This is a genomic window from Pseudomonas fluorescens (genome assembly GCF_902498065.1).
Lineage (GTDB): Bacteria > Pseudomonadota > Gammaproteobacteria > Pseudomonadales > Pseudomonadaceae > Aquipseudomonas > Aquipseudomonas fluorescens_BJ.
This window is the reverse complement of sequence record NZ_CABVIR010000007.1, coordinates 53,344-75,538: the sequence shown is the minus strand read 5'-3', so window position 1 is coordinate 75,538 and position 22,195 is coordinate 53,344. Positions and strand designations below refer to the sequence as shown.

Below are 22,195 nucleotides of genomic sequence, written 5' to 3'. Positions count from 1 at the left end.
GACGCAATAAAAAACCCGGAATGTCCGGGTTTTTTATTGTCTGGCATTTAATCAGGTCACTGATTTCGCGCTTTTGCCTCGGCAGCCTTGGCCGCGCGCAACCGGCGAACCTCTTTCGGATCAGCCAGCAAAGGACGATAAATCTCAATACGATCCCCTGCCCGAACCTGATGAGTGTCTGGATCAGCGATCACCTTGCCGAATATCCCGACAGGACAATCACCCAGATCCAGCTCTGGAAACTCTTCGCCTACTCCCGAATCAAGCAGCGCGGCCCTCACTGTTGTGCCTGCGGGCACCGTCACACAGCGAAGCACCTGACGATCAACGGCGGCATACACCACCTCGACTTCGATCACGGGCTTAACCATGCATCTGTTTGGCGCGCTGGCAGAACGCATCGACCAGTGTATTGGCCGCCTGATTAAACAACGGCCCCAAGGTCGCTCGAACAATCGGCCCCGCATAATCGAACGAAAGGTCCAGGCTTATCTTGCAGGCTTTATCGGTCAGCGCCTTGAACACCCAGATGCCATGCAACTGAGTGAACGGGCCCTCCTCGAGGTTCATCTCGATCGATTGCCCCGGAACCAGAGTGTTGCGCGTCACGAAATGCTGACTAAGCCCGCCCTTGGCCACACCAACGCTGGCCCGCATGTGCTCGGGCGAACTTTCCAGGACTTCGGCCGACGAGCACCAGGGTAAAAACTCCGGGTAACGTGCCACGTCATTGACCAGGTCATACAGCGCTTGCGCCGGATACGGCAGCAGAGCCGAACGTTGAATGTGTGTCGTCATGTCAGCGTCACTTCCACAGCTGGGCGGCAAACACTACAAGAATGCCGATGGGCGCCACATAGCGCATCAAAAATAGGGACAGATGGAACAGCTTGGGGCTGCGGATCGACAACTCGTCGCGCACCGCATCACGCCCCATCACCCAGCCCGCAAACACCACGAAACACAAACCACCGAGTGGCAACATGATCCGCGAGGTGAAGAAATCGATCACGCCAAAGAAATCCAGACCGCCGGCCGCGCCCCATTGATAGAGATGGAACATCCCGCCTTCGTTCACGAAAAATTTGGCTTCCTTCCAGATATTGAAGGAAAACACCGTGCCCAGCCCCACGAACCAGCAGGTGAATGCCAGCCAGAAAGTCACCCACGCGCGACTGACTTTAGTGCGCTCAACCAAGTAAGCCACCATCGGTTCGAGCAGTGAAATAGCCGAACTCCAGGCGGCAATCGCGACCAGGACGAAGAACACTACCCCCATCAACTGGCCGAAGACTACGTTACCAAAGGCAAACGGCAGGCTGACAAACATCAGGCCAGGGCCTTCGCTCGGATTCAGGCCGGCGGCGAACACAATCGGAAACAATGCCAGACCCGCTACCAGCGAAACAAAGGTATCGAGCAGCGCGACGCCAACAACTGTGCCAGAGATTGACGAGTGTTTCGGCATGTAGGCGCCGTAGATCATGATCGAACCAACGCCTACGCTAAGGGAAAAGAACGCGTGCCCCATGGCCGGCAACAAGCCGTCGAGGACCTTTTCCGGATGGAAGTCGAACATGAAATGCACGCCTTCCATGAAATGGCCGGTGGTCATGCTGTAACCCAGCAGCACCAGAATCATCACAAACAGCAGCGGCATCATGATGCGCAGGCTGCGCTCAAGGCCGGCGACGACACCTCTGGCGATGACGACGGCTGACAGCAGCATAAAAATCGTATGCCAAAGTGTCAGGCGCCATGGATCAGCAATCACCTTGCCAAAGTACGCACCGACCTGATCTGGGGTCACCCCCTGAAAGTCGCCGCGCCCCATGTCGATGATGTAATCCAGCGACCACCCGCCGACGACACTATAGAAAGACAGAATCAGCAACGCCGTGATCATCCCGGCAAATGCGCCCCAGGACCACTTGCCCGAATGCCCGGCCTCCAGCGCCAATACCTTCAAGGCATTGGCCGGACTTTGCCGGGCGCGACGACCGATCAGGGTCTCCGCCAGCATGACCGGCACACCAATCAGTGCGATACACGCCAGGAACATCAGTACAAACGCACCGCCGCCGTAAACGCCGACCATGTACGGGAACTTCCAGATGCTACCCAGGCCCACGGCCGAACCGGTCGCGGCGAGTATGAAGACCCAGCGGCTAGCCCAACTGCCGTGGACAGAAACCTTGTCTGTCGACATCGTTACCACGTCCAAGCATTGAAAAAAGAGGGCGCATTGTCCGGGATTCAATCAACCTGCTCAAGCACGCAGCATCACCGTAGCCGACTCGCGTGCAACTCCCTATAATGCCGCCCCTATGGCTAAACAGAAGAAACACCCAACAGGGACCATCGCGCAAAATAAAAAGGCGCGACACGATTACTTCATCGAACATCGGTTCGAGGCTGGTCTGGTCCTGGCCGGCTGGGAAGTAAAAAGTCTGCGGGCAAGCAAGCTGCAACTGGTTGACAGTTACGTGCTGCTCAAGGATGGCGAAGCCTGGCTGCTTGGCAGCCACATTACGCCGCTGATGACCGCGAGCACTCACGTCATCGCTGATCCGACCCGCACCCGAAAATTGCTGCTCAACCGCCGCGAGCTGGAAAAGCTGGCCGCCGCCGTGCAACAAAAGGGTTACGCCTGCGTGTGCCTGTCCTGGTACTGGAGCAAGCACATGGTCAAGTGCGAGATCGCTCTGGGCAAGGGCAAGAAGGAATACGACAAGCGTGATACCGAACGCGAACGCGACGCCGGTCGCGAGCTGCAGCGAGCGGTGCGCAACAAGGGCAAGGAAGAGTAATTCCTTTCCTTGGGAGCGCAATCGCCGGCAAGCCGGCTCCTACAGTTTTTGCGGCTCGCCACTGGATTTTGTGGCGAACTGGATCTGTAGGAACCGGCTTGCTGGCGATTGCGATCAAACCAACACCAAAAACCTCACTGACTACATCCCTTTGCGCCGTTCCGCCCGAGCCATGCGCTGCACTTCCTGACGCACCTCTTCCAGCACTTCCTGCACATACAAAATGTGTCGACTGGACACCTCCCGCGCCTGCTCCGCCCTTCCCTCAATAATCGCCATGTACAACTCCCGGTGCTGCGTAATCAGCATGTCGCGGGTTTCCGTGCGCTGTTTGTACATGCCGCCAATGTTGGTCACCACGTTGCGCTTGAGCAAATCGAACAGCCCGCGAATGGTGTGCAGCAATACCGCGTTGTGACTGGCTTCGGCGATGGCCAGGTGAAACTTCGCATCCGCCGCGCCCTCTTCCGCCCGACTCACTTCATCGTGACGGGTGTAGCAGTCCTGCAATTCATTGAAGGCTGCAGTCAGTCGCTCGCGATCGACATCTGTCGCCCGCAATGCCGCGTAATAGGCGCAGGAGGCTTCCAGGGTATGGCGAAATTCCAGCAGATCGCGCTGAGCCTCGGGGTTGCTTTCAAGCAGATGAAGCAGCGGATCACTGAAGGTTGTGCCCAGCGACTCCACCACATAGTTGCCGCCCCCCTGGCGACTGACCAGCAAGCCCTTGGCCGCCAGTTTTTGAATCGCTTCGCGCAACGAAGGGCGTGATACGCCGAACTGCTCAGCCAGCGCACGCTCGGCCGGCAAGCGCTCACCCGCCTTCAGCGTTCCCTCGAGGATCATCCCCTCGAGCTGCTCGACAATATCGTCAGACAAACGGCGCTGACGAATTTGATCAAACCCCATAACTCAATTCTCCACGACCCCGACGGCTCGCCGGGCTCTCTATTCTGGCCTATCAGCGCTGTGCCAGCACCTACCAGACGGCATTTGTTCGAGCGGATCAAGCACGCGCCACGGCGCATGTTCGACAAAAGTTTTAGGGCGACAAATTGACACGCCGCCTACAAGGCTTTTACCCTAGCGAACAGCGATTGTAAATTGGTATTACCAATTACCCAAGAACGCTGATCAGTGCCTGACCAACAACAATTAGGGGCCACCCCATATGCAAACCTGGCAACAGCTCTATACCCCGCTCGGCAGCCTCGGCTTTTCCGCGCTCGCGGCCGTAATCCCCATCGTGTTTTTCTTCCTGGCGCTGGCCGTGTTCCGGCTAAAAGGGCACGTGGCCGGCAGCATTACGCTGGCGCTGTCCATCGCCGTGGCCATCTTCGCCTTCCAGATGCCGGTCGACATGGCGTTCGCCGCCGCCGGGTACGGCTTCGCTTACGGCCTGTGGCCGATTGCGTGGATCATCGTCGCCGCCGTGTTCCTCTACAAGCTGACGGTCAAGAGCGGTCAGTTCGAAGTGATTCGCAGCTCCGTCCTGTCGATTACCGACGACCAGCGTTTGCAGGTGTTGCTGATCGGCTTCTGCTTCGGTGCATTCCTTGAAGGTGCAGCCGGTTTCGGTGCGCCGGTAGCGATTACCGCCGCACTGCTCGTAGGACTTGGCTTCAACCCACTGTACGCAGCGGGCCTGTGCCTGATTGCCAACACCGCGCCAGTGGCGTTCGGTGCACTGGGGATTCCGATCATCGTGGCCGGCCAAGTGACCGGTATCGACGCGTTCAAGATCGGCGCCATGACCGGCCGCCAACTGCCGCTGCTGTCGCTGTTCGTGCCGTTCTGGCTGGTGTTCATGATGGACGGCCTGCGCGGCGTTCGTGAGACCTGGCCTGCTGCGCTGGTGGCCGGCTTGAGCTTCGCCATCACCCAATACTTCACGTCGAACTTCATCGGCCCTGAACTGCCGGACATCACCTCGGCCCTGGCCAGCCTGATTTCCCTGACGCTGTTCCTGAAAGTCTGGCAGCCAAAACGCGCCGCCGGCCAACACATCGCCGGTGCCGTCTCGGCCTCGGTGGTAACTGCCAGCGCCGGTGGTTTCGGCCAGCCGCGCACCAGCGTGGCGTCGCCTTACAGCCTGTTCGAAATCATCAAAGCCTGGTCGCCGTTCCTGATTCTCACGGTGCTGGTCACCATCTGGACCCTGAAACCGTTCAAAGCCATGTTCGCTGCCGGCGGTTCGATGTACAGCTGGGTGTTCAACTTCGCCATCCCGCACCTGGACCAGATGGTGATCAAGGTCGCACCGATCGTGACCGCGCCGACCGCCATCCCGGCGGTGTTCAAACTCGATCCTATTTCCGCGACCGGCACGGCGATTTTCTTCTCCGCACTGATCTCGATGCTGGTGCTGAAGATCAATATCAAAACTGGTCTGACCACTTTGAAAGAGACCTTCTACGAACTGCGCTGGCCGATTCTGTCCATCGGCATGGTCTTGGCATTTGCCTTCGTCACCAACTACTCGGGCATGTCTTCGACCATGGCGCTGGTATTGGCTGGCACCGGCGCGGCATTCCCATTCTTCTCGCCGTTCCTCGGCTGGCTGGGCGTGTTCCTGACCGGTTCCGACACGTCGTCCAACGCGCTGTTCAGTTCGTTGCAAGCGACCACCGCACACCAGATCGGCGTCAGCGATGTGCTGCTGGTAGCGGCAAACACCAGTGGCGGTGTGACCGGCAAGATGATCTCGCCGCAATCGATCGCCGTGGCCTGCGCCGCGACCGGCCTGGTGGGCAAGGAATCGGATCTGTTCCGCTTCACCCTCAAGCACAGCCTGTTCTTTGCAACGATCGTCGGCCTGATCACCTACGTCCAGGCCTACTGGCTCACCGGCATGCTGGTGCACTAAGACCTACAAGCAGCATCGAAAAAACCGACGCCGGACCACGATTCCGGCGTCAGCTATTCACAACCCGGTCTGTAAGGCTGCTGAAAGCATCACTCACTATATTCAGCAGCCTCAGCGGACGGATAACCGGGCCCACCCGGAGACACGCCTGATGAGCGAGCTTTTTTACAACGCCGTGCCGAACGCGACCCGCGTCGCCCCGCCACTGCCAGAGCCTCGGCAATACCCCAGCGAAAAACCGAAACAGGTCTACCTGTTCGGAACCTGCGTGGTGGATTTGTTCTACCCCGAAGCCGGGATGGATGCGATCCACTTGTTGGAGCGCGAAGGCATTCGGGTCGAGTACCCGCAAGGGCAGAGCTGCTGCGGGCAACCGGCCTACACCTCCGGTTACACCGATCAGGCCCGGACCGTGGCGCGCTCGCAACTGGCGCTGTTCGCCGGGGATTACCCGGTGGTGGTGCCGTCGGGATCGTGTGCCGGCATGCTGCGCGAGCACTATGCCGACTTGTTCAAGGACGAGCCGCAAACACTGAAACAGGTTCAGGCGCTGGCAGCCCGGACTTATGAGTTGGCCGAATTCCTGTTGTTCGTCTGCAAAGTGCAGCTCAAGGACAGCGGCGAACCGGTCAAAGTGGCGCTGCACACCTCGTGCTCGGCACGTCGCGAGATGAACACCCACTTGCACGGCCGCGAGTTGTTGGCGCAGTTGGGGAATGTGGAGCGAGTCGACCACAGCCATGAAAGTGAATGCTGTGGCTTCGGTGGGACTTTCAGCGTCCGTATGCCAGACATTTCTGGCGCGATGGTGGCTGACAAGACCCGGGCGTTGAAGGAATCCGGTGCGCACAAGGTACTCAGTGCCGATTGCGGTTGCCTGATGAACATCAACGGCTCGCTGGAAAAACAGAAGGAAGCGTTGCGCGGCCAACACCTGGCCAGTTTCCTTTGGCAGCGAACCGGAGGTGTTCAATGAACGCTTCCGCGATTATTCCTACGGTTGCCGTAGAAGAAGATTTCCGCGCCCGTGCGCACAACGCGTTGGGTGACAAGCAACTGCGAAACAACTTTCGCACTGCGATGGACTCACTGATGACAAAACGGGCAGCGTCCTTCAGCGATGCCCACGAAAGAGAACATTTGCGAGCGCTCGGCAATGCTGTCCGCGCCCGTGCGCTATCGAAGTTGCCCGACCTGCTCGAGCAACTTGAACAGAACCTGACCCGCAACGGTGTGACAGTGCACTGGGCGGAAACGGTGGACGAAGCCAATGGCATCGTCCTCTCGATCATCCGCGCTCACGAGGGGCGGCAAGTGATCAAGGGCAAATCGATGGTCAGTGAAGAAATGGAGATGAACCATTTCCTCGCTGATCGGGGCATTGAATGCCTGGAATCGGACATGGGCGAGTACATCGTCCAGCTCGACCACGAGAAGCCTTCACACATTATTATGCCGGCGATCCACAAGAATGCCGGTCAGGTCGCGTCCTTGTTCCACGACAAACTTGGCGTGGAGTACACCAAGGACGTTGACCAACTCATTCAGATCGGTCGCAAAGTCTTGCGTCAGAAATTCTTCGAAGCGGACATCGGCGTTTCCGGCGTCAACTTCGCCGTGGCCGAAACCGGCACCCTGCTGCTGGTTGAAAACGAAGGCAACGGGCGCATGACGACTACGGTGCCGCCGGTGCACATCGCCGTTACCGGCATCGAAAAAGTCGTGGAAAACCTGCGTGACGTGGTGCCGCTGTTGTCGCTGCTGACCCGCTCGGCCCTCGGCCAGCCGATCACCACCTACGTCAACATGATCTCCGGCCCGCGCAAGGCCCATGAACTCGACGGTCCGCAGGAAGTGCATCTGGTGCTGCTGGACAACGGTCGCAGCCAGGCCTTCGCCGACAGTGAATTGCGCCAGACCCTGAACTGCATTCGCTGCGGCGCCTGTATGAATCATTGCCCGGTCTACACTCGAATTGGCGGTCACGCCTATGGGGAGGTTTACCCTGGGCCTATCGGAAAAATCATCACCCCGCACATGGTCGGTCTGGCGAATGTTCCGGACCACCCGAGTGCCTCATCGTTGTGTGGTGCTTGCGGCGAAGTCTGCCCGGTAAAAATTCCTATCCCCGCATTGCTGCGTCGCCTACGGGAAGAGAACGTCAAAGCTCCGGACAGTCCGCATCAAGTGATGCGCGGCCAGGGCAGCAAGTACTCGCGCAAGGAGCGTTTTATCTGGAATGCCTGGGCGAAACTCAACAGCTCGCCAACGCTGTATCGGCTGTTCGGCTTTGTCGCCACGCGCCTGCGCGCCCTCGCACCGAGCAACGTCGGCCCGTGGACGCAGAACCACAGCGCCCCGAAACCCGCCGCGCGCTCACTGCACGACATGGCCCGCGAGCATCTGGCCAAACAGGGAGATCGCTGATGAGCGCCAAGCAAAATATCCTCGCCAAGTTACGGAAAAGTCTGACCGGCACCACGCCCGTGCCTGACGAGTTCGACGTCGAATTGGTAACAGCGCCCTACACCTACGCGCCCGAGCAACGCATCCCGCAGCTGCGCAAACTGATGGAAGCGGTGCACACGGAAATCCACCTGACGTCCGCCGAAGCCTGGCCCTCGTTGCTTGCTCAGTTGCTGCGGGATCGCCAATTGCCGAGCCTGTTGATCGCGCCGACGACGCCGCACGGTCAACGTGTCTCTCAGCACTGGGCGAATAATCCTGGTTTGCCGACGCTTAAGTCATACGACCGTCCGGTGGAAGAGTGGAAAGCCGAGTTGTTCAACGACACCCCGGCCAGCCTCACCACCACGCTCGGCGCAATCGCCGCCACAGGTAGTCTGATTCTCTGGCCGACGCGGGAAGAACCACGCCTCATGAGCCTGGTGCCGCCGGTGCATTTCGCCCTGCTCAAGGCCAGTGAAATCCGCAACAACTTTTATCAGGTGCAGCAGGAGTTCAACTGGGCGCAAGGCATGCCGACCAACGCGCTGTTAGTGTCCGGCCCTTCGAAAACGGCCGACATCGAGCAAGTCCTGGCTTACGGTGCCCACGGCCCGAAAGATCTGGTGGTATTGATCCTGGAGGACCAATGACTCTACCCGCGGCTTTCCTGCGAGATGCGCAGCAATTGATCCCCCAAGAACGACGGTTCGATGACCCGCTGTCGACGTTGGCGTTCGGCACCGATGCCAGTTTCTACCGGTTGATTCCGCAACTGGTGATCCGCGTCGAGTCTGAAGATGAAGTGGTGGCGCTGCTGAAACTGGCGCAACGGGATCAGGTTCCAGTGACCTTCCGCGCCGCCGGCACCAGCCTGTCCGGCCAGGCCATCAGCGATTCGGTGCTGATCGTGCTTGGGGATAACTGGAACGGGCGCGAAATCCGCGGGCAAGGCACGCAAATCCGTTTGCAGCCCGGCGTCATCGGCGCGCAGGCAAACGCATGGCTGGCGCCGTTCGGACGCAAGATCGGGCCCGACCCGGCCTCGATCAACGCCTGCAAAATCGGCGGTATCGTCGCCAACAACGCCAGCGGCATGTGCTGCGGCACGGCGCAAAACACCTATCACACACTGGCAGGTATTCGCCTGGTGCTCGCCGACGGCAGCCGTCTCGACACCGAAGACGCGGCAAGTGTCGCGGCGTTTCGTGAAAGCCACGCAGCGTTGCTTGAGCGTTTAGCAACACTGGGCCGCGAGACCCGCGACAATTCCGAATTAGCCGCAAAAATCCGCCACAAATACCGTCTGAAAAATACCACCGGCCTGTCACTCAATGCCTTGGTGGATTACGACGAGCCTGTGGATATCTTGAGCCACTTGCTCGTAGGTTCGGAAGGCACGCTCGGCTTCATCAGCGCGGTGACCTACGACACGGTGATCGACCATCCGAACAAGGCCTCGGCGCTGATCGTGTTCCCGGACGTGGAAACCTGCTGCAACGCCGTCACCGTGCTGAAAAGCCAACCGGTGTCCGCCGTGGAACTGCTCGACCGTCGCAGCCTGCGCTCAGTGCAGAACAAACCCGGTATGCCGGATTTCGTACAGCATCTGTCGAACAATGCCTGCGCCCTGCTGATCGAATCCCGCGCCGCGTCGTCGACTTTGCTGCACGAGCAACTGGCGCACATCATGGCGTCGCTGACGTCGTTCCCGGTGGAAAAACAGGTCGATTTCACCGAAGACCCGATCGAAAACGCCCGCCTCTGGGCCATTCGCAAGGACACCTTTCCTGCGGTCGGCGCGGTGCGTAAAACCGGCACTACGGTGATCATCGAAGACGTGACCTTCCCGGTGGAACAACTGGCCATCGGCGTGAATCGTCTGATCGAGTTGTTCGACAGGCATCACTACGACGAAGCGATCCTTTTCGGACACGCGCTGGAAGGTAATCTGCACTTTGTCTTCACCCAAGGCTTCAACAACCCGGAAGAAGTCGCACGCTACCAGGCGTTCATGGATGACGTGGCGCAGTTGGTCGCGGTGGAGTTCGGCGGTTCGCTGAAAGCCGAGCATGGCACCGGTCGCAACATGGCGCCGTTCGTTGAGCTGGAATGGGGCAGCGATGCCTACCAGTTGATGTGGCAGCTCAAACGCCTGCTCGACCCCAACGGCATTCTCAATCCGGACGTGGTGCTCAGCGACGATCCGCAGATCCACCTCAAACATCTGAAGCCGTTGCCGGCCGCCGACGAGATTGTGGATAAGTGCATCGAATGCGGCTTTTGTGAGCCGGTCTGCCCGTCGAAAGGCCTGACCCTGAGCCCGCGCCAGCGCATCGTGATCTGGCGAGACATTCAGGCAAAAAAACGCGCCGGCGTGGACACCACTGAACTCGAAGCCGCTTACGAATACCAAGGCATCGACACCTGCGCCGCGACCGGGTTGTGCGCACAACGTTGCCCTGTAGGAATCAACACCGGCGAGCTGGTGAAAAAGCTTCGCAGCCGTAACGCGACGCATACGAAAACCGCCAATTGGCTGGAAGGCAACTTCGCCACCGCACTGCAAGGCGCCCGTTTCACCCTGCACGTGGCCAACGGCGCGCGGATGCTGCTGGGGGCGCCACGTCTGGCGAAGCTTTCGGCAACGCTGACGAAGTTGTCCAAGGGCCAAGTCCCACAATGGACCAACGCCATGCCGCAGCCGGAAAAAGCCATTCGCTTCAGCCCGAGCGTGTCGGACGAGCGCCCTCGCGTGGTGTATCTGGCGGCTTGCGTGTCGCGGGTCATGGGCCCGGCAGCCGGTGATAAAGAACAAATGTCGCTGTACGACAAAACCCGCGGACTGCTGGAAAAAGCCGGTTACCAGGTCGTCTTTCCAGACAATCAGGACAGCCTCTGCTGCGGCCAGCCGTTCGCCTCCAAGGGCTACGCCGAACAAGCCGAGCACAAACGCCAGGAACTGATTGGCGCATTACTGCACGCCAGCCGTGGCGGGCTCGATCCGATCTACTGCGACACCAGCCCATGCACTCTGCGACTGGTTCAGGACCTGGGGGATGTTCGACTGGACCTGTACGACCCGGTGCGTTTCATCCGTACGCATTTGATGGATCGTCTTGACTTCACGCCGCAGGAAGCGCCCATCGCGGTGCACGTCACGTGCAGCACTCAGCATCTGGGGGAAAGCCAGGCGCTGATCGATCTTGCGCGTAAATGCAGCAAGAACGTGGTCATTCCCGAGGGCATTCACTGTTGCGGATTTGCCGGGGACAAGGGATTCACTACGCCGGAATTGAACGCTCATTCGTTAAGAACGCTCAAGGACGCGGTTCGGCAATGCAGTGAGGGGATTTCTACCAGCCGCACGTGTGAGATCGGTCTGACGCAACACGGCGGAATTGACTACCACGGGCTAGTCTATCTGGTGGATCGCGTTACCAAGGCCAGGGTGACCTGAAAGCAAGACCTCAAAGAAGGCGAATTTGTGCGCCTTTTTAATGCTTCTTGCCGGAATCGACAGCGCTATCGTAGAAAAATAGAACCCTGCCGTGTTGCCGCAGTCCACTGATCAAGTCCCGCAAACGTGGGACTTTCCCATACTCGGCAGCCCGTCCTGATGGTCAGCGATACCTGGACCTTCAGTTCAAGGAGATACTCATGAAACGTTCTGTACTGTTTGGTTTGTTCGTTACTGCCTCACTGATGGCGTCCCCCTCGTTTGCCGCTGATGACCTCTGTGCGAGCAATCTGAAGACCATTGAAAATGCCAAGGCACAGACTCCTCCGGAGATGGCTGATCAGGTAATGGACAGCGTCAAGAAAGCCCAAGCCCATCAGGCAAAAGGCACCAAGGAAGGGATTGATGATTGCATCGCCGAGACCGAACAGACTATCCAGCAAATCAAGAACGCGAACAAAGGCGGGAAGTAACCCGGCCCGACGTCACCCCATATGAAGCACATCAAAACCCGCCAAGTGCGGGTTTTGTTGCTGCAGGGGTTGGGTTCTATTAAAAAATTTTCCTATACCCTTTTTTGCGAAAACCGAATTCCTGCGCAGCGCCGTAGTCTTTTAAGTAGGCCTGATCAATCGTGGCTTATTTTCCGACCTCGGCCGAGCCGCACGCTCATACGGCAGCACCGAGACCATCAGTTCAAGGAGATATCCATGAAACGTACCGCACTCGCTGGTCTGTTCATTTCTGCTGCAATGTTGGCCTCTCCCGTCTTTGCTGCGGACAACAACCTTTGTACGAGCAAGCTGCAAGAGCTCAAAAGCAAAGTGAATTCACTGCCGGCGAGCTCCAGCAACACCGCAATGGAGGTCAAAAGACTGATGTCCAGCGCCGAAGCGTCCCAAGCTTCCGGGGACGACAAAAAATGCGTCACCGAGGCCACCCAGGCATCGGCACTCGCTGACAAACAGCGCAACGAATCCAACCCATAATTTGTGGTGGCCAACCTTCGGGTTGGCCTTCTGAGCTGCGTTGGCGTACACTGCGCAGGCTTGTTGCTCACTTTGATTCACAGAGCAACAGGCTCGGGGCCGTTTAGGATTCGACGCCGGTCGCGAAACTTTAGGTGCATGCCGAGTTGGTAACAGAACTCGTAAATCCACTGTTGCAACTTTCTATAGTTGCCAATGACGAAACCTACGGGGAATACGCTCTCGCTGCGTAAGCAGCCTTAGCCCTTCCCTCCTGGTACCTTCGGGTCCAGCAATCATCAGGGGATGTCTGTAAACCCAAAGTGATTGTCATATAGAACAGAATCGCCGTGCAGTACGTTGTGGACGAAGCGGCTAAAACTTACACAACTCGCCCAAAGCACCCTGCCCGTCGGGTCGCTGAGGGTTAACTTAATAGACACGGCTACGCATGTAGTACCGACAGCGGAGTACTGGCGGACGGGGGTTCAAATCCCCCCGGCTCCACCAAATAATCATTTAAAGACGTCTACGGACGTCTTTTTTTGTGCCTGAAATCCAGTGAATACAGGTGTTTCAGGCCTACCTGCACCGCATATCAAGTCGACTATCGGTTCCTGCTGCGCTCATAGGCTGCCAAGACAGTTCGCTCCGATTGGACCAGGTAGGCATCCAGCATAATAGTCGCCTCGTCTGAGCGGCCTTCCTCAACACATCGAAGTATCGAAGCATTCATATCGAGAAACGGCAAATGCAGGAATTGGGGATCGTTGAGCAGTCCAAAGGCCAGCCGCAATTCTGCCGATATCTGCCCATAAAAAACGAGCAGGCGCGGACTGTCGGCCAGTTCGACGATTGATTTGTGGAACATCATGTTGGCAGTGCCGACCGCTACCCAATCTTTCGCTTCGCGCGCGCGGACGCCTAATTCGACCGCCTCTTGCATGTGCAGGGTGCCTGGGTGTTGGGGGTAGCCTTGGGCGATCGCCTTGCATTCGATGAAACGGCGCACCCTGTAGATGTCGATAATCGACGACATGTCAGGCTCCGCAACTGTTACTCCACGGTTGGGTTCGTGTTTGAGCAACCCTTCACGCGTCAGGACTCTGAATGCCTCTCTCAAGGTGTTCCGCGAAATGTCCAGGTTTTCGGCCAGTGCGGCTTCTGAAAGGCGTTGGCCGGGCACGAGTTCACCCTCGACCAGCATTCTGCGTATTTCTTGGGTGATGGATTCTCCCAGTGTTCGAGGAAGAGCGGGAGAGGCGTCATTCATAAAAAATCCAAGGTGAGAAAAACCGCTCGATTATTCCATCAGAGCTTAGTGCATGGCACAAGGACGAAACGGGTAGCGCGCTTCATTAAGTAGCACTTTTATAGGGTGAGGTAACAATTTGGTGCCATTCGCTCAACCACAAGAACAGGATTGTTCAACAAAGAAGCGTTGATCCACCTACATTGCGCCAGGTTTGCTTGACTCTTGGCATGCTCATTGCTCTGTCAAGGTATCTCTCACCGTAGGAATGATGCCGTGGATGCCGTGACACAGACCACTCAAGAGTTTACAAAAGCGCGGCGCGCTTCTTTGATCGCCGCGATTTTCATGATGGCGACTTCTGCCATCGGTCCTGGATTCATCACCCAGACCGCCACGTTCACAGCCAAGATGGGGGCGGCATTTGCGTTCGGTATCCTGGCGTCGATTCTGATCGACTTCGTGGTTCAACTTAACGTATGGCGTATCGTCTCCCTGACCCGAATGCGTGCCGCAGATGTGGCCAACAAAGCGATTCCAGGCAGTGGTTACCTGCTAGCGGTGCTGGTGATCTTCGGCGGGCTGGTATTCAACGTCGGCAACATCGCCGGTGCCGGGCTGGGTCTGAACGCGCTGTTGGGGCTTGATGCAAAATGGGGCGGCAGTCTGAGCGCCCTGCTGGCCATCGGCATCTTCCTCTCCCACCGCGCCGGACTGGCGGTCGACCGGCTGATCGTCGTGCTGGGCCTGGTGATGATTGGCCTGACGCTGTTCGTAGCCTTCGCCTCCAACCCGCCATTGGGTGAAGCCCTCTACCAGACCGTACTTCCGGACCAGATCAACTTCGCCACCATTACCACCATTGTCGGAGGCACGGTGGGTGGTTACATCACCTATGCGGGGGCTCACAAACTGCTGGATCGCGGCACTACCGGGGTTGAAAATCTCCAGGCAGTGACCAAAGCAGCCCTGAGCGGCATCCTGGTCACCGGCCTCATGCGCTACATCCTGTTTCTCGCCATCCTCGGCGTTGTTGCCAGCGGCGTAATCATCGACACCTCGGGTCAGGGCGCCAATCCGGCCGCACAAGCCTTTCAGGCAGCGGCCGGGCAGATCGGCCTGCGCGTCTTCGGTCTCATCCTCTGGGCCGCCAGTATCACCAGCGTGATCGGCGCCGCTTACACCTCCATCTCCTTTATCACCGTGTTCAAGCCGAACATCACTGAGCAGGGGCGCAACCGCGCCACCACAGTGTTCATCGCCCTATCGCTGCTGATCTTTGTCCTGATGGGTACTGCTCCTGCCGCACTGCTGCTCTTCGCAGGCGGTTTCAACGGCCTGATATTGCCAATCGGCCTGAGCATCTTCATCTACGTCGGCTGGCGCCGATCCGACCTCATGGACGGTTACCATTACCCACGCTGGCTCCTGGTGCTGGGTGTCCTGACCTGCATGCTGACCTGGTACATGGCAATCAAATCCGTCGGGCCGATCTTTGCCTTCCTCAACGTCGTCTGAGCCTGATAACGAAAAAGGAGTCACGTGAATGCCAACGATAGATATCAATAGTGACCTGGGCGAAAGCTTCGGCGCCTGGAGCATGGGCGACGATGACGCGATGCTCGATATCGTGACCAGCGCCAATGTCGCCTGCGGTTTTCATGCCGGAGACCCGGCGGGCATCCTGCGGACACTGAAAGCCGCAGCAGCCAAAAACGTCACCATTGGCGCCCATGTCGCGTACCCGGACAAAGTGGGCTTTGGCCGACGAAACATGGACCTGGCCAGCGATGAGCTGACTGCCGACGTGATCTACCAGATCGGCGCGCTGCAAAGCCTGGCCAAGGCCGCGGGCACCTCGGTGCGCTATGTGAAGCCCCACGGCGCCCTGTACAACACCATCGCCCACGACCGCCGCCAGGCGCTGGCGGTGATCGCAGCTATCCGCGCCATCGACCCCACGCTGATACTGGTGGCTTTGGCCGGCTCCGATCTGATTGAGTTGGCGCGTAACGAGGGCTTGCAGTGTGTCGCGGAGGCCTTCGCCGACCGTGCCTATACACCGCAAGGCACCCTGGTTTCACGACGCGAGCCGGGGGCCGTGCTGCACGATCCCCAGCTAGTGGCCCAACGCATGCTCCGCCTGGTCGAAGACGGCACCATCGAGGCCATTGATGGCAGTCGAACCCGAATCCAGGCTGACTCAATCTGTGTTCATGGCGACAGCCCCGCTGCCGTGGAAATGGCTCGCGAACTGCGCCGAGTCCTGGAGCACGCCAACCTGTCCCTGCGGCCTTTTGCTGGAGATCGTCCATGAATGCTTTCGCCCGCGCCCGCCAGTCGGCCATTGCCGCCGCCCAGGAAGCACGCAAAACCTACCGTGGCGGACTGGTAACCCCCACAGCCGGTATCGCCCCGGGCATGACCCAGGCCAACCTGATCGCCTTGCCGCGCGAATGGGCCTACGACTTTCTGCTATACGCCCAGCGCAATCCGAAAGCTTGCCCGGTCCTCGACGTCAGCGATGCGGGCAGTCCGAGAACACTGCTGGCTGAAGGCGCAGACCTGCGTACCGATATCCCCCTGTATCGCATCTGGAGGGACGGAAAAATGGTCGAGGAAGTCAGCGACGCCACCCAAGCCTGGGCTGAGCACGACGATATGGTGGCGTTTTTGATTGGCTGCAGCTTCACCTTTGAAACCGCCTTGCAAGAAGCGGGCATCGAAGTGCGGCATATCGCAGATGGCTGTAACGTCCCCATGTACCGTACCAATCGCGCCTGCCGTCCGGCGGGACGCCTACAGGGAGAAATGGTCGTGTCCATGCGCCCGATCCCGCCCGATCGCGTGGCAGAGGCCAGTGGAATCTCCGGGCGCTATCCCTCCGTCCACGGCGCCCCGGTGCACATCGGTGAGCCTGCGCTGCTCGGCATACAGGACCTGAGCCGACCCGATTTTGGCGACGCCGTGCGCATTGAGCCTGGCGAGGTTCCAGTTTTCTGGGCCTGCGGTGTGACGCCACAGGCTGCGGTAGCGGCTTCGGGTGTGCCCTTTGCGATCACTCATGCGCCCGGCCACATGTTCATCACCGATGTGCCCGACAGCACTTACCACGTCTAGGAGTCTCCCGTGCGCTTTCTACCGGTCAACCTGGACGCCCTGCTCGTCGAATTGAAAGACCTCGACGAGACCCTGGCGCTGTTCGACGCCCTGATCGCGGAGCCTATTGCGGGCGTGGAAGAAATCATTCCTGCCGCACGAACCCTGCTGATCCAGTTCCGCCCCAGCGCCATTGCGCAGCAGGCGCTCGTTAATTGTATCGCTGGCCAGGACCTGAGCCAGCGCCGCGCGATCGAACATCGCCGGGTGGAAATTCCGGTCCACTACAATGGTGAAGACCTCGACGAGGTCGCCACGCTGCTGGGGATCAGCCGCGCCGAGGTGGTCCGACGCCACACCGCCCATGACTACAGCGTGGCCTTTTGCGGATTCGCTCCGGGCTTCGCCTACCTCACCGGCGGTGCCGATTTCCAAGTGCCTCGCAGACAAACTCCACGCACCCGCATACCCGCAGGTGCGGTTGCTCTGGCGGGGGAATTCAGCGGTGTTTATCCGCAAGCCAGCCCCGGTGGTTGGCAGATCATCGGCGTAACGCCTTTGCAGATGTGGGACCTGAACCGCGCTGAATCGGCCTTGCTGCGCCCAGGCTATAAAGTGCGGTTCACCGATGCTGGCCCGCTCCCGGCGGGCGGCCTGCCCGCCCCCTCGGTACCGGCAAGTGCCGCTACGCCCACCGGTGCCTATCTGGAAATCATGACCCCCGGTTTGCACAGCGTACTGCAGGATATGGGCCGTCCCGGCCAGACCGGCCAAGGCGTATCCCGTTCCGGCGCGCTGGACCTGGGCGCCCTGCGGGCAGCCAACCGCGCTGTCGGCAACCGCTCGGACATGGCCTGTGTGGAATCGGTACTCGGCGGCCTGAGCTTCGTTTGCCATGGCCGTGCCGTGATCGCCGTCACCGGTGCGCAAACCCCGGTCACAATCACCAACGCGAGTGGCCTGCAATGGCAGGCAAGCAACTACCAGCCCATCGAGCTGGATGAGGGTGACCGTGTCAGTCTGGGCTCACCTCTGGCGGGGCTGCGCAGCTACCTGGCGATTCGAGGCGGCTTTGAGGTCACACCGGTGCTCGGCAGCCTGTCCACAGACACACTGGCCCAGGTTGGCCCCCCGGCGCTCGCCGTCGGCGACCGACTGGGCTTTACCACGCTGACCACCGGCACCAGCGTATCGCTGAACGAAGCCCCGGCCTTTGAACTACCGACGGCGGCTAACATCGTCACCCTTGACGTGGTGATGGGGCCGCGCACCGACTGGTTTACCGAAGAAGCTATCCAGCGCCTGAGCAGCCAACTCTGGCGCGTCACCTCACAGTCCAACCGCGTCGGTATTCGTCTGGCCGGTGAAACCCCGCTGGAGCGCACCAACCACCAAGAGTTGCCCAGCGAAGGCACTTCCGTCGGAGCCATTCAGGTTCCGGCCAGCGGCCAACCGGTTCTGTTTCTCGCCGATCACCCGTTGACCGGAGGCTATCCGGTGATCGCCGCAGTCGCCAGCTACCATCTCGACCTGGCTGGCCAGATACCTGTCAACGCGCAGATCCGCTTCAACCCTTTGGACGGCTTCAAAGAGATTCAAGCCATTACGGAAGCCTCTTCTTCAACTGCCGGTGTGAAAAAACTTCCATGAAAAAATTACTGATTGCCAACCGTGGTGAAATTGCCGTCCGCATCGCCCGCGCCTGCCGCGACTACGGCGTGCAGTCTGTCGCGGTCTATGCCGACGCGGACATCGACGCCCTGCATGTGCGCCAAGCCGACGAAGCCTACTCACTGAATGGCCAGCGCCCGACCGAGACTTACCTGGATATCGGCAAACTTATCGCCGTCGCCAAACGCAGCGGCGCCGATGCCGTGCACCCCGGTTATGGCTTTTTGTCTGAACGGGCCGACTTCGCCCGGGCGGTGATCGACGCGGGGTTGATCTGGGTCGGTCCCAACCCGGAGACCATCGACGTGCTCGGCGACAAGGTCGAGGCGCGGAAAATTGCCCAACTGGTCGGTGCGCCTCTGGTGGCCGGTACGCCTGGCCCGGTCGAAAGCGCCGCCGAAGTACTGGCCTTTGCCGAACAGCATGGTCTGCCAATTGCCATCAAGGCGGCCTTTGGCGGCGGCGGACGCGGCATGAAAGTCGCCTGGCGCATGGATGAAGTGGCTGAATTGTTCGCCTCCGCTGTGCGCGAAGCGGAAGCGGCCTTTGGTCGTGGCGAATGCTATGTCGAACAGTTCCTCGACCGTCCTCGGCACATCGAAGCGCAGATCCTCGCCGACAAGCACGGCAAGGTCGTCGTCGTCGGCACGCGGGACTGCTCCTTGCAAAGGCGAAATCAGAAGCTGGTGGAGGAAGCGCCAGCGCCCTTTATCAGCGACGAACAACGCCAGCGTATTCATCAATCTGCTCAGGATATCTGCGCCAAAGCCGGCTATGTCGGTGCCGGCACGGTGGAGTTCCTGCTTAGCCAGGATGGCACCCTGTCGTTCCTTGAGGTCAATACCCGTTTGCAGGTCGAGCACCCGGTGACCGAAGAAACCACTGGGGTCGATCTGGTGATCGAACAACTGCGGATCGCCGACGGTTTCCCGTTGTCCTTCAGTGAGACGCCGACTCCACGTGGCCACAGCTTCGAATTTCGCATCAACGCAGAAGACCCGGGCAAGGGCTTCCTGCCCACCCCCGGTCAGATTACTGAATTCCTGCCACCGTCTGGCCCGGGTGTGCGTCTGGACAGCGGCGTGATAAGCGGCTCGCGAGTGCCCAGTACCTTCGATTCGATGATGGCCAAACTGATCGTCACCGGCGCCACCCGCGAACAGGCTATCGTCCGCGCCCGGCGCGCGCTGGCTGAGTTCAACATTGAGGGCATCGCCTCGGTGCTGCCGTTCCACCGAGCCGTGATGGACCATGACGACTTCACCGGTGCCGATAAATTCGCCGTGCACACGCGCTGGATCGAGACCGATTTCGCCGAACAGATCACTCTCGCCCCACGTGCCGTTGTATCGGCCGACCCTGGCATCCTGCGCACGTTTGTCGAGATCGACGGCAAGCGCCACGAACTCGGCCTTCCGGCTGCGCTGCTGCGAGGCGTCAGCCTGAACGCAGCGGACACCGTCAGCGAAAGCACGACCCCCTCCGAGGTCACTGATCCGCAGGCGGTACTGACGCCCGTAGCGGGGAATCTGCATACCTGGGTCGTCGAAGACGGCGAGTCGGTGAGCGTCGGGCAAGTGATCGCGGTTGTAGAAGCCATGAAAATGGAAACCTCGGTCCTGGCACCTTGTGAAGGTCAGGTGCAGATCGCCAAACAGGCCGGTGACTATTTTGAAGCCGGCTCCGTGATTGGCCGCATCAAGACCGTTAATTGATTTAAACACTCTTCTTTTCGCCGGTAGTACGCACAACGGGGTAATAACTCCGTTGCCGCGTGCTGCCTGCAGAAAACTGTAGATGTAACTGCGCATTCAAAATAACGATAAAAACTCAACCAATAAATCTGCCGTTATCTGGAGCATAAAGAGCATGTTGATCAAAACGACTTTCGCTGTCGCGGGTACTTGCGCGTTGGTTTTCCCATTCACGGCATCTGCAGATTTTATTGCCGACAGCAAGGCTAGCGTTGAACTGCGCAACTTCTACTTCAACCGTGACTTTCGTAACGGACCGCCCACCACCCAACGTGACTCTGCAGCGGAGTGGGCGCAGGGAGCCATGTTGCGATTCGAGTCGGGTTATACCGCAGGTACTCTGGGCCTGGGCGTCGACGCTGTCGGCATGCTCGGTATCAAGCTTGACGGCGGTGATGGTTCCGGCGGCACGGGCCTGCTGCCGGCGGACCTTGGTTCGAAAAACGGCCGAGGCTCACAGGACGAATACTCCAAACTCGAGCTGACGGCCAAGGCGAAGGTATCGGAAACCATTCTGAAGGTCGGCTCACTCGCCTTCCGTACGCCCGTGGTCTCGAGCAATGACACGCGCTTACTGCCGGCGACGTTCGAAGGCGCACTGCTGACGTCGAAGGACATCGACAAGCTCATGTTGCAAGGCGGCAAGCTGGAGCAAATCAAGTTCAACAGCTCTTCAAATTATCAAGACTTCACGGGTAACCGCATTGGCGGCGTCAGCGATGACTTTCGCTTTGCCGGCGGCACCTACAGTTTCAACAAGGCCCTGAGCACCAGCCTGTACTACGGCAACCTGGAAAACGTCTATCGGCAGTACTTTGGTGGCGTTGTCTACGAGATCCCCCTCGCCGAGCAACAGTCGCTGAAGTTCGACCTGCGCTATTCGAAAAGCACCGACGACGGTAACTTCCGCCCCCTCGATAACCGGGCAGCGAACGGCCTGGTGTCCTACACCCTGGGCTCCAACGTATTCACCGCGGCCTATCAACGCATGAGCGGTGACGACCCCTTCCCCTACATTGCCAATAGCGATCCGTACCTGGTCAACTTCGTCCAGATCAATGACTTCGCCAATACCCAGGAACGCTCCTGGCAGTTGCGCTATGACTACAACTTCGCCGCGCTGGGCCTCCCGGGGCTGACGTTCATGAGTCGTTATGTCCAGGGAGACAACGCGTTGGTCGCTGGCAGCAACACCGGTAAAGAGTGGGAGCGCAACACCGACATTGGTTATGTCATACAGTCAGGTTCGCTGAAAAACGTCGGCCTGAAAGTCAGAAACGCCACCGTCAGGTCAAACTTTGGTAATGACCTGGATGAAACACGCCTGATCCTTAGTTACACCTTGGCATTGTGGTAACGGCAAAACACCCAGACAACTTTCAGCCACAACCTGTGCTGGACGTCTTACAAATTTACCAACCAATAACGCAAGTCAAAGTATCTGGTTCGCCATGAAGTTGGCCGCCGCAGGGGCGCTTCTATCCTGACGCGATGTTTTAACAGGTACAAGGCCAGCCTTGTAAAAGTAGTCTCGAAAATCGGCGAGATTGATGAGATGTGCCTTACAGTCGCTGCAGCGACTGAAGAGCAAACAACAGCCGTCGATCAACTGACAAGGGATGTGCATGAGATCAGCCAGTTGAATCGCCAGACCACTGACAATCTTGGCTCTACCCTCAGAGCCTGTGCAGATTTGGATTCAGAAGTCGGGCGACTCAGAAACGTGGTAGATACGTTCAAGTTGTAGGCGTAGTCCGGCATCAAACGCCCGGTCAACCACATCAGCTTGCTGAAGAAGCAAAACAAAACCCGCCAAAAGCGGGTTTTGTTGCATCTGGGAGTTAGTAATGAGAAGGCTGCCAGCACTCGA

At 58.9% G+C, this 22,195-nt stretch carries 19 protein-coding genes and 1 other RNA gene; 15 read left to right on the top strand and 5 right to left on the bottom strand.

Annotation, left to right across the window (positions count from 1 at the left end; translation table 11 throughout):
* Positions 1-56 precede the first annotated feature (56 nt).
* The 3 genes from F8N43_RS22345 to F8N43_RS22335 are packed head-to-tail and all read right to left on the bottom strand — an operon-like array spanning position 57 to position 2,209.
* On the bottom strand, positions 57-371 hold the full coding sequence (locus F8N43_RS22345; protein ID WP_150654389.1) for an RnfH family protein: 315 nt from the start codon (positions 369-371) through the stop codon (positions 57-59).
* On the bottom strand, positions 364-798 hold the full coding sequence (locus F8N43_RS22340) for a type II toxin-antitoxin system RatA family toxin (RefSeq protein WP_150633550.1): 435 nt from the start codon (positions 796-798) through the stop codon (positions 364-366). The genes F8N43_RS22345 and F8N43_RS22340 overlap by 8 nt, the downstream gene beginning before the upstream one ends.
* A 7-nt stretch (positions 799-805) precedes the next feature.
* Positions 806-2,209 carry a sodium-dependent transporter gene (locus tag F8N43_RS22335; protein WP_150633551.1) on the bottom strand — a complete coding sequence of 468 codons (1,404 nt, stop codon included), beginning with the start codon at positions 2,207-2,209 and terminating at the stop codon, positions 806-808.
* A 118-nt stretch (positions 2,210-2,327) separates the two neighbouring features.
* Between F8N43_RS22335 and smpB the strand changes: the two genes are divergently transcribed.
* Positions 2,328-2,810, top strand: coding sequence for an SsrA-binding protein SmpB (gene smpB, locus F8N43_RS22330; protein WP_131060797.1), 483 nt, complete (start codon positions 2,328-2,330; stop codon positions 2,808-2,810).
* A 141-nt stretch (positions 2,811-2,951) separates the two neighbouring features.
* Here smpB and F8N43_RS22325 read toward each other — a convergent pair whose 3' ends face one another.
* Positions 2,952-3,719, bottom strand: coding sequence for a GntR family transcriptional regulator (locus F8N43_RS22325; RefSeq protein ID WP_150639738.1), 768 nt, complete (start codon positions 3,717-3,719; stop codon positions 2,952-2,954).
* Between the two features lie 262 nt (positions 3,720-3,981).
* On the opposite strand from F8N43_RS22325, the gene F8N43_RS22320 reads away from it, so the two are divergent.
* The 8 genes from F8N43_RS22320 (at position 3,982) to ssrA (ending at position 13,059) form a co-directional block, all read left to right on the top strand.
* The gene (locus F8N43_RS22320; protein WP_150633553.1) at positions 3,982-5,676 is read left to right on the top strand and encodes a lactate permease LctP family transporter; all 1,695 of its coding nucleotides are present in this window, start codon (positions 3,982-3,984) and stop codon (positions 5,674-5,676) included.
* 151 nt (positions 5,677-5,827) lie between these two features.
* Positions 5,828-6,652, top strand: a complete 825-nt coding sequence (locus tag F8N43_RS22315) for a (Fe-S)-binding protein (RefSeq protein WP_150633554.1) — start codon at positions 5,828-5,830, stop codon at positions 6,650-6,652.
* Entirely contained in the window at positions 6,649-8,103 is a 1,455-nt protein-coding gene (locus tag F8N43_RS22310; RefSeq protein WP_150654388.1) for a LutB/LldF family L-lactate oxidation iron-sulfur protein, read from the top strand. Before F8N43_RS22315 ends, F8N43_RS22310 begins: the two co-directional genes overlap by 4 nt.
* Positions 8,103-8,774 (top strand): LutC/YkgG family protein, encoded by a 672-nt coding sequence (locus tag F8N43_RS22305; RefSeq protein ID WP_150654387.1) that lies wholly within the window; start codon positions 8,103-8,105, stop codon positions 8,772-8,774. The genes F8N43_RS22310 and F8N43_RS22305 overlap by 1 nt, the downstream gene beginning before the upstream one ends.
* Positions 8,771-11,581, top strand: a complete 2,811-nt coding sequence (locus tag F8N43_RS22300; RefSeq protein WP_150654386.1) for an FAD-binding and (Fe-S)-binding domain-containing protein — start codon at positions 8,771-8,773, stop codon at positions 11,579-11,581. Before F8N43_RS22305 ends, F8N43_RS22300 begins: the two co-directional genes overlap by 4 nt.
* Before the next feature lie 200 nt (positions 11,582-11,781).
* Complete coding sequence (locus tag F8N43_RS22295; RefSeq protein WP_150633558.1) at positions 11,782-12,054, top strand: hypothetical protein; 273 nt, start codon at positions 11,782-11,784, stop codon at positions 12,052-12,054.
* Between the two features lie 237 nt (positions 12,055-12,291).
* Positions 12,292-12,570: a hypothetical protein gene (locus F8N43_RS22290; RefSeq protein ID WP_150633559.1), complete on the top strand. Its 279-nt coding sequence runs from the start codon at positions 12,292-12,294 to the stop codon at positions 12,568-12,570.
* Between the two features lie 95 nt (positions 12,571-12,665).
* Positions 12,666-13,059, top strand: a transfer-messenger RNA (tmRNA) gene (ssrA, locus tag F8N43_RS22285).
* 97 nt (positions 13,060-13,156) lie between these two features.
* On the opposite strand, the gene F8N43_RS22280 is transcribed toward ssrA, so the two are convergent.
* Positions 13,157-13,822, bottom strand: coding sequence for a GntR family transcriptional regulator (locus tag F8N43_RS22280; RefSeq protein WP_080995107.1), 666 nt, complete (start codon positions 13,820-13,822; stop codon positions 13,157-13,159).
* A 264-nt stretch (positions 13,823-14,086) separates the two neighbouring features.
* Here F8N43_RS22280 and F8N43_RS22275 point away from each other — a divergent pair, with 264 nt between their 5' ends.
* The 6 genes from F8N43_RS22275 (at position 14,087) to F8N43_RS22250 (ending at position 21,682) form a co-directional block, all read left to right on the top strand.
* Positions 14,087-15,319: an NRAMP family divalent metal transporter gene (locus F8N43_RS22275; RefSeq protein WP_150634225.1), complete on the top strand. Its 1,233-nt coding sequence runs from the start codon at positions 14,087-14,089 to the stop codon at positions 15,317-15,319.
* A gap of 28 nt (positions 15,320-15,347) precedes the next feature.
* Positions 15,348-16,118 carry a LamB/YcsF family protein gene (locus F8N43_RS22270; RefSeq protein ID WP_150634199.1) on the top strand — a complete coding sequence of 257 codons (771 nt, stop codon included), beginning with the start codon at positions 15,348-15,350 and terminating at the stop codon, positions 16,116-16,118.
* Positions 16,115-16,921, top strand: coding sequence for a putative hydro-lyase (locus tag F8N43_RS22265; RefSeq protein WP_084321823.1), 807 nt, complete (start codon positions 16,115-16,117; stop codon positions 16,919-16,921). Before F8N43_RS22270 ends, F8N43_RS22265 begins: the two co-directional genes overlap by 4 nt.
* A gap of 9 nt (positions 16,922-16,930) precedes the next feature.
* On the top strand, positions 16,931-18,550 hold the full coding sequence (locus F8N43_RS22260) for a 5-oxoprolinase/urea amidolyase family protein (protein ID WP_150639753.1): 1,620 nt from the start codon (positions 16,931-16,933) through the stop codon (positions 18,548-18,550).
* On the top strand, positions 18,547-20,286 hold the full coding sequence (locus tag F8N43_RS22255; RefSeq protein WP_150654385.1) for an acetyl/propionyl/methylcrotonyl-CoA carboxylase subunit alpha: 1,740 nt from the start codon (positions 18,547-18,549) through the stop codon (positions 20,284-20,286). The genes F8N43_RS22260 and F8N43_RS22255 overlap by 4 nt, the downstream gene beginning before the upstream one ends.
* Positions 20,287-20,440: 154 nt before the next feature.
* Complete coding sequence (locus F8N43_RS22250) at positions 20,441-21,682, top strand: OprD family porin (RefSeq protein ID WP_150639755.1); 1,242 nt, start codon at positions 20,441-20,443, stop codon at positions 21,680-21,682.
* Positions 21,683-22,195: the final 513 nt, after the last annotated feature.

Bases quoted from the DNA above. Each gene is read 5' to 3' on its own strand.
- F8N43_RS22310 (WP_150654388.1), top strand. From the start codon at position 6,649: ATGAACGCTTCCGCGATTATTCCTACGGTTGCCGTAGAAGAAGATTTC.
- F8N43_RS22305 (WP_150654387.1), top strand. From the start codon at position 8,103: ATGAGCGCCAAGCAAAATATCCTCGCCAAGTTACGGAAAAGTCTGACC.
- F8N43_RS22320 (WP_150633553.1), top strand. From the start codon at position 3,982: ATGCAAACCTGGCAACAGCTCTATACCCCGCTCGGCAGCCTCGGCTTT.
- F8N43_RS22265 (WP_084321823.1), top strand. From the start codon at position 16,115: ATGAATGCTTTCGCCCGCGCCCGCCAGTCGGCCATTGCCGCCGCCCAG.
- smpB (WP_131060797.1), top strand. From the start codon at position 2,328: ATGGCTAAACAGAAGAAACACCCAACAGGGACCATCGCGCAAAATAAA.
- F8N43_RS22290 (WP_150633559.1), top strand. From the start codon at position 12,292: ATGAAACGTACCGCACTCGCTGGTCTGTTCATTTCTGCTGCAATGTTG.
- F8N43_RS22340 (WP_150633550.1), bottom strand. From the start codon at position 798: ATGACGACACACATTCAACGTTCGGCTCTGCTGCCGTATCCGGCGCAA.
- F8N43_RS22280 (WP_080995107.1), bottom strand. From the start codon at position 13,822: ATGAATGACGCCTCTCCCGCTCTTCCTCGAACACTGGGAGAATCCATC.
- F8N43_RS22345 (WP_150654389.1), bottom strand. From the start codon at position 371: ATGGTTAAGCCCGTGATCGAAGTCGAGGTGGTGTATGCCGCCGTTGAT.
- F8N43_RS22250 (WP_150639755.1), top strand. From the start codon at position 20,441: ATGTTGATCAAAACGACTTTCGCTGTCGCGGGTACTTGCGCGTTGGTT.
- F8N43_RS22270 (WP_150634199.1), top strand. From the start codon at position 15,348: ATGCCAACGATAGATATCAATAGTGACCTGGGCGAAAGCTTCGGCGCC.
- F8N43_RS22335 (WP_150633551.1), bottom strand. From the start codon at position 2,209: ATGTCGACAGACAAGGTTTCTGTCCACGGCAGTTGGGCTAGCCGCTGG.
- F8N43_RS22325 (WP_150639738.1), bottom strand. From the start codon at position 3,719: ATGGGGTTTGATCAAATTCGTCAGCGCCGTTTGTCTGACGATATTGTC.
- F8N43_RS22255 (WP_150654385.1), top strand. From the start codon at position 18,547: ATGAAAAAATTACTGATTGCCAACCGTGGTGAAATTGCCGTCCGCATC.
- F8N43_RS22295 (WP_150633558.1), top strand. From the start codon at position 11,782: ATGAAACGTTCTGTACTGTTTGGTTTGTTCGTTACTGCCTCACTGATG.
- F8N43_RS22300 (WP_150654386.1), top strand. From the start codon at position 8,771: ATGACTCTACCCGCGGCTTTCCTGCGAGATGCGCAGCAATTGATCCCC.
- F8N43_RS22315 (WP_150633554.1), top strand. From the start codon at position 5,828: ATGAGCGAGCTTTTTTACAACGCCGTGCCGAACGCGACCCGCGTCGCC.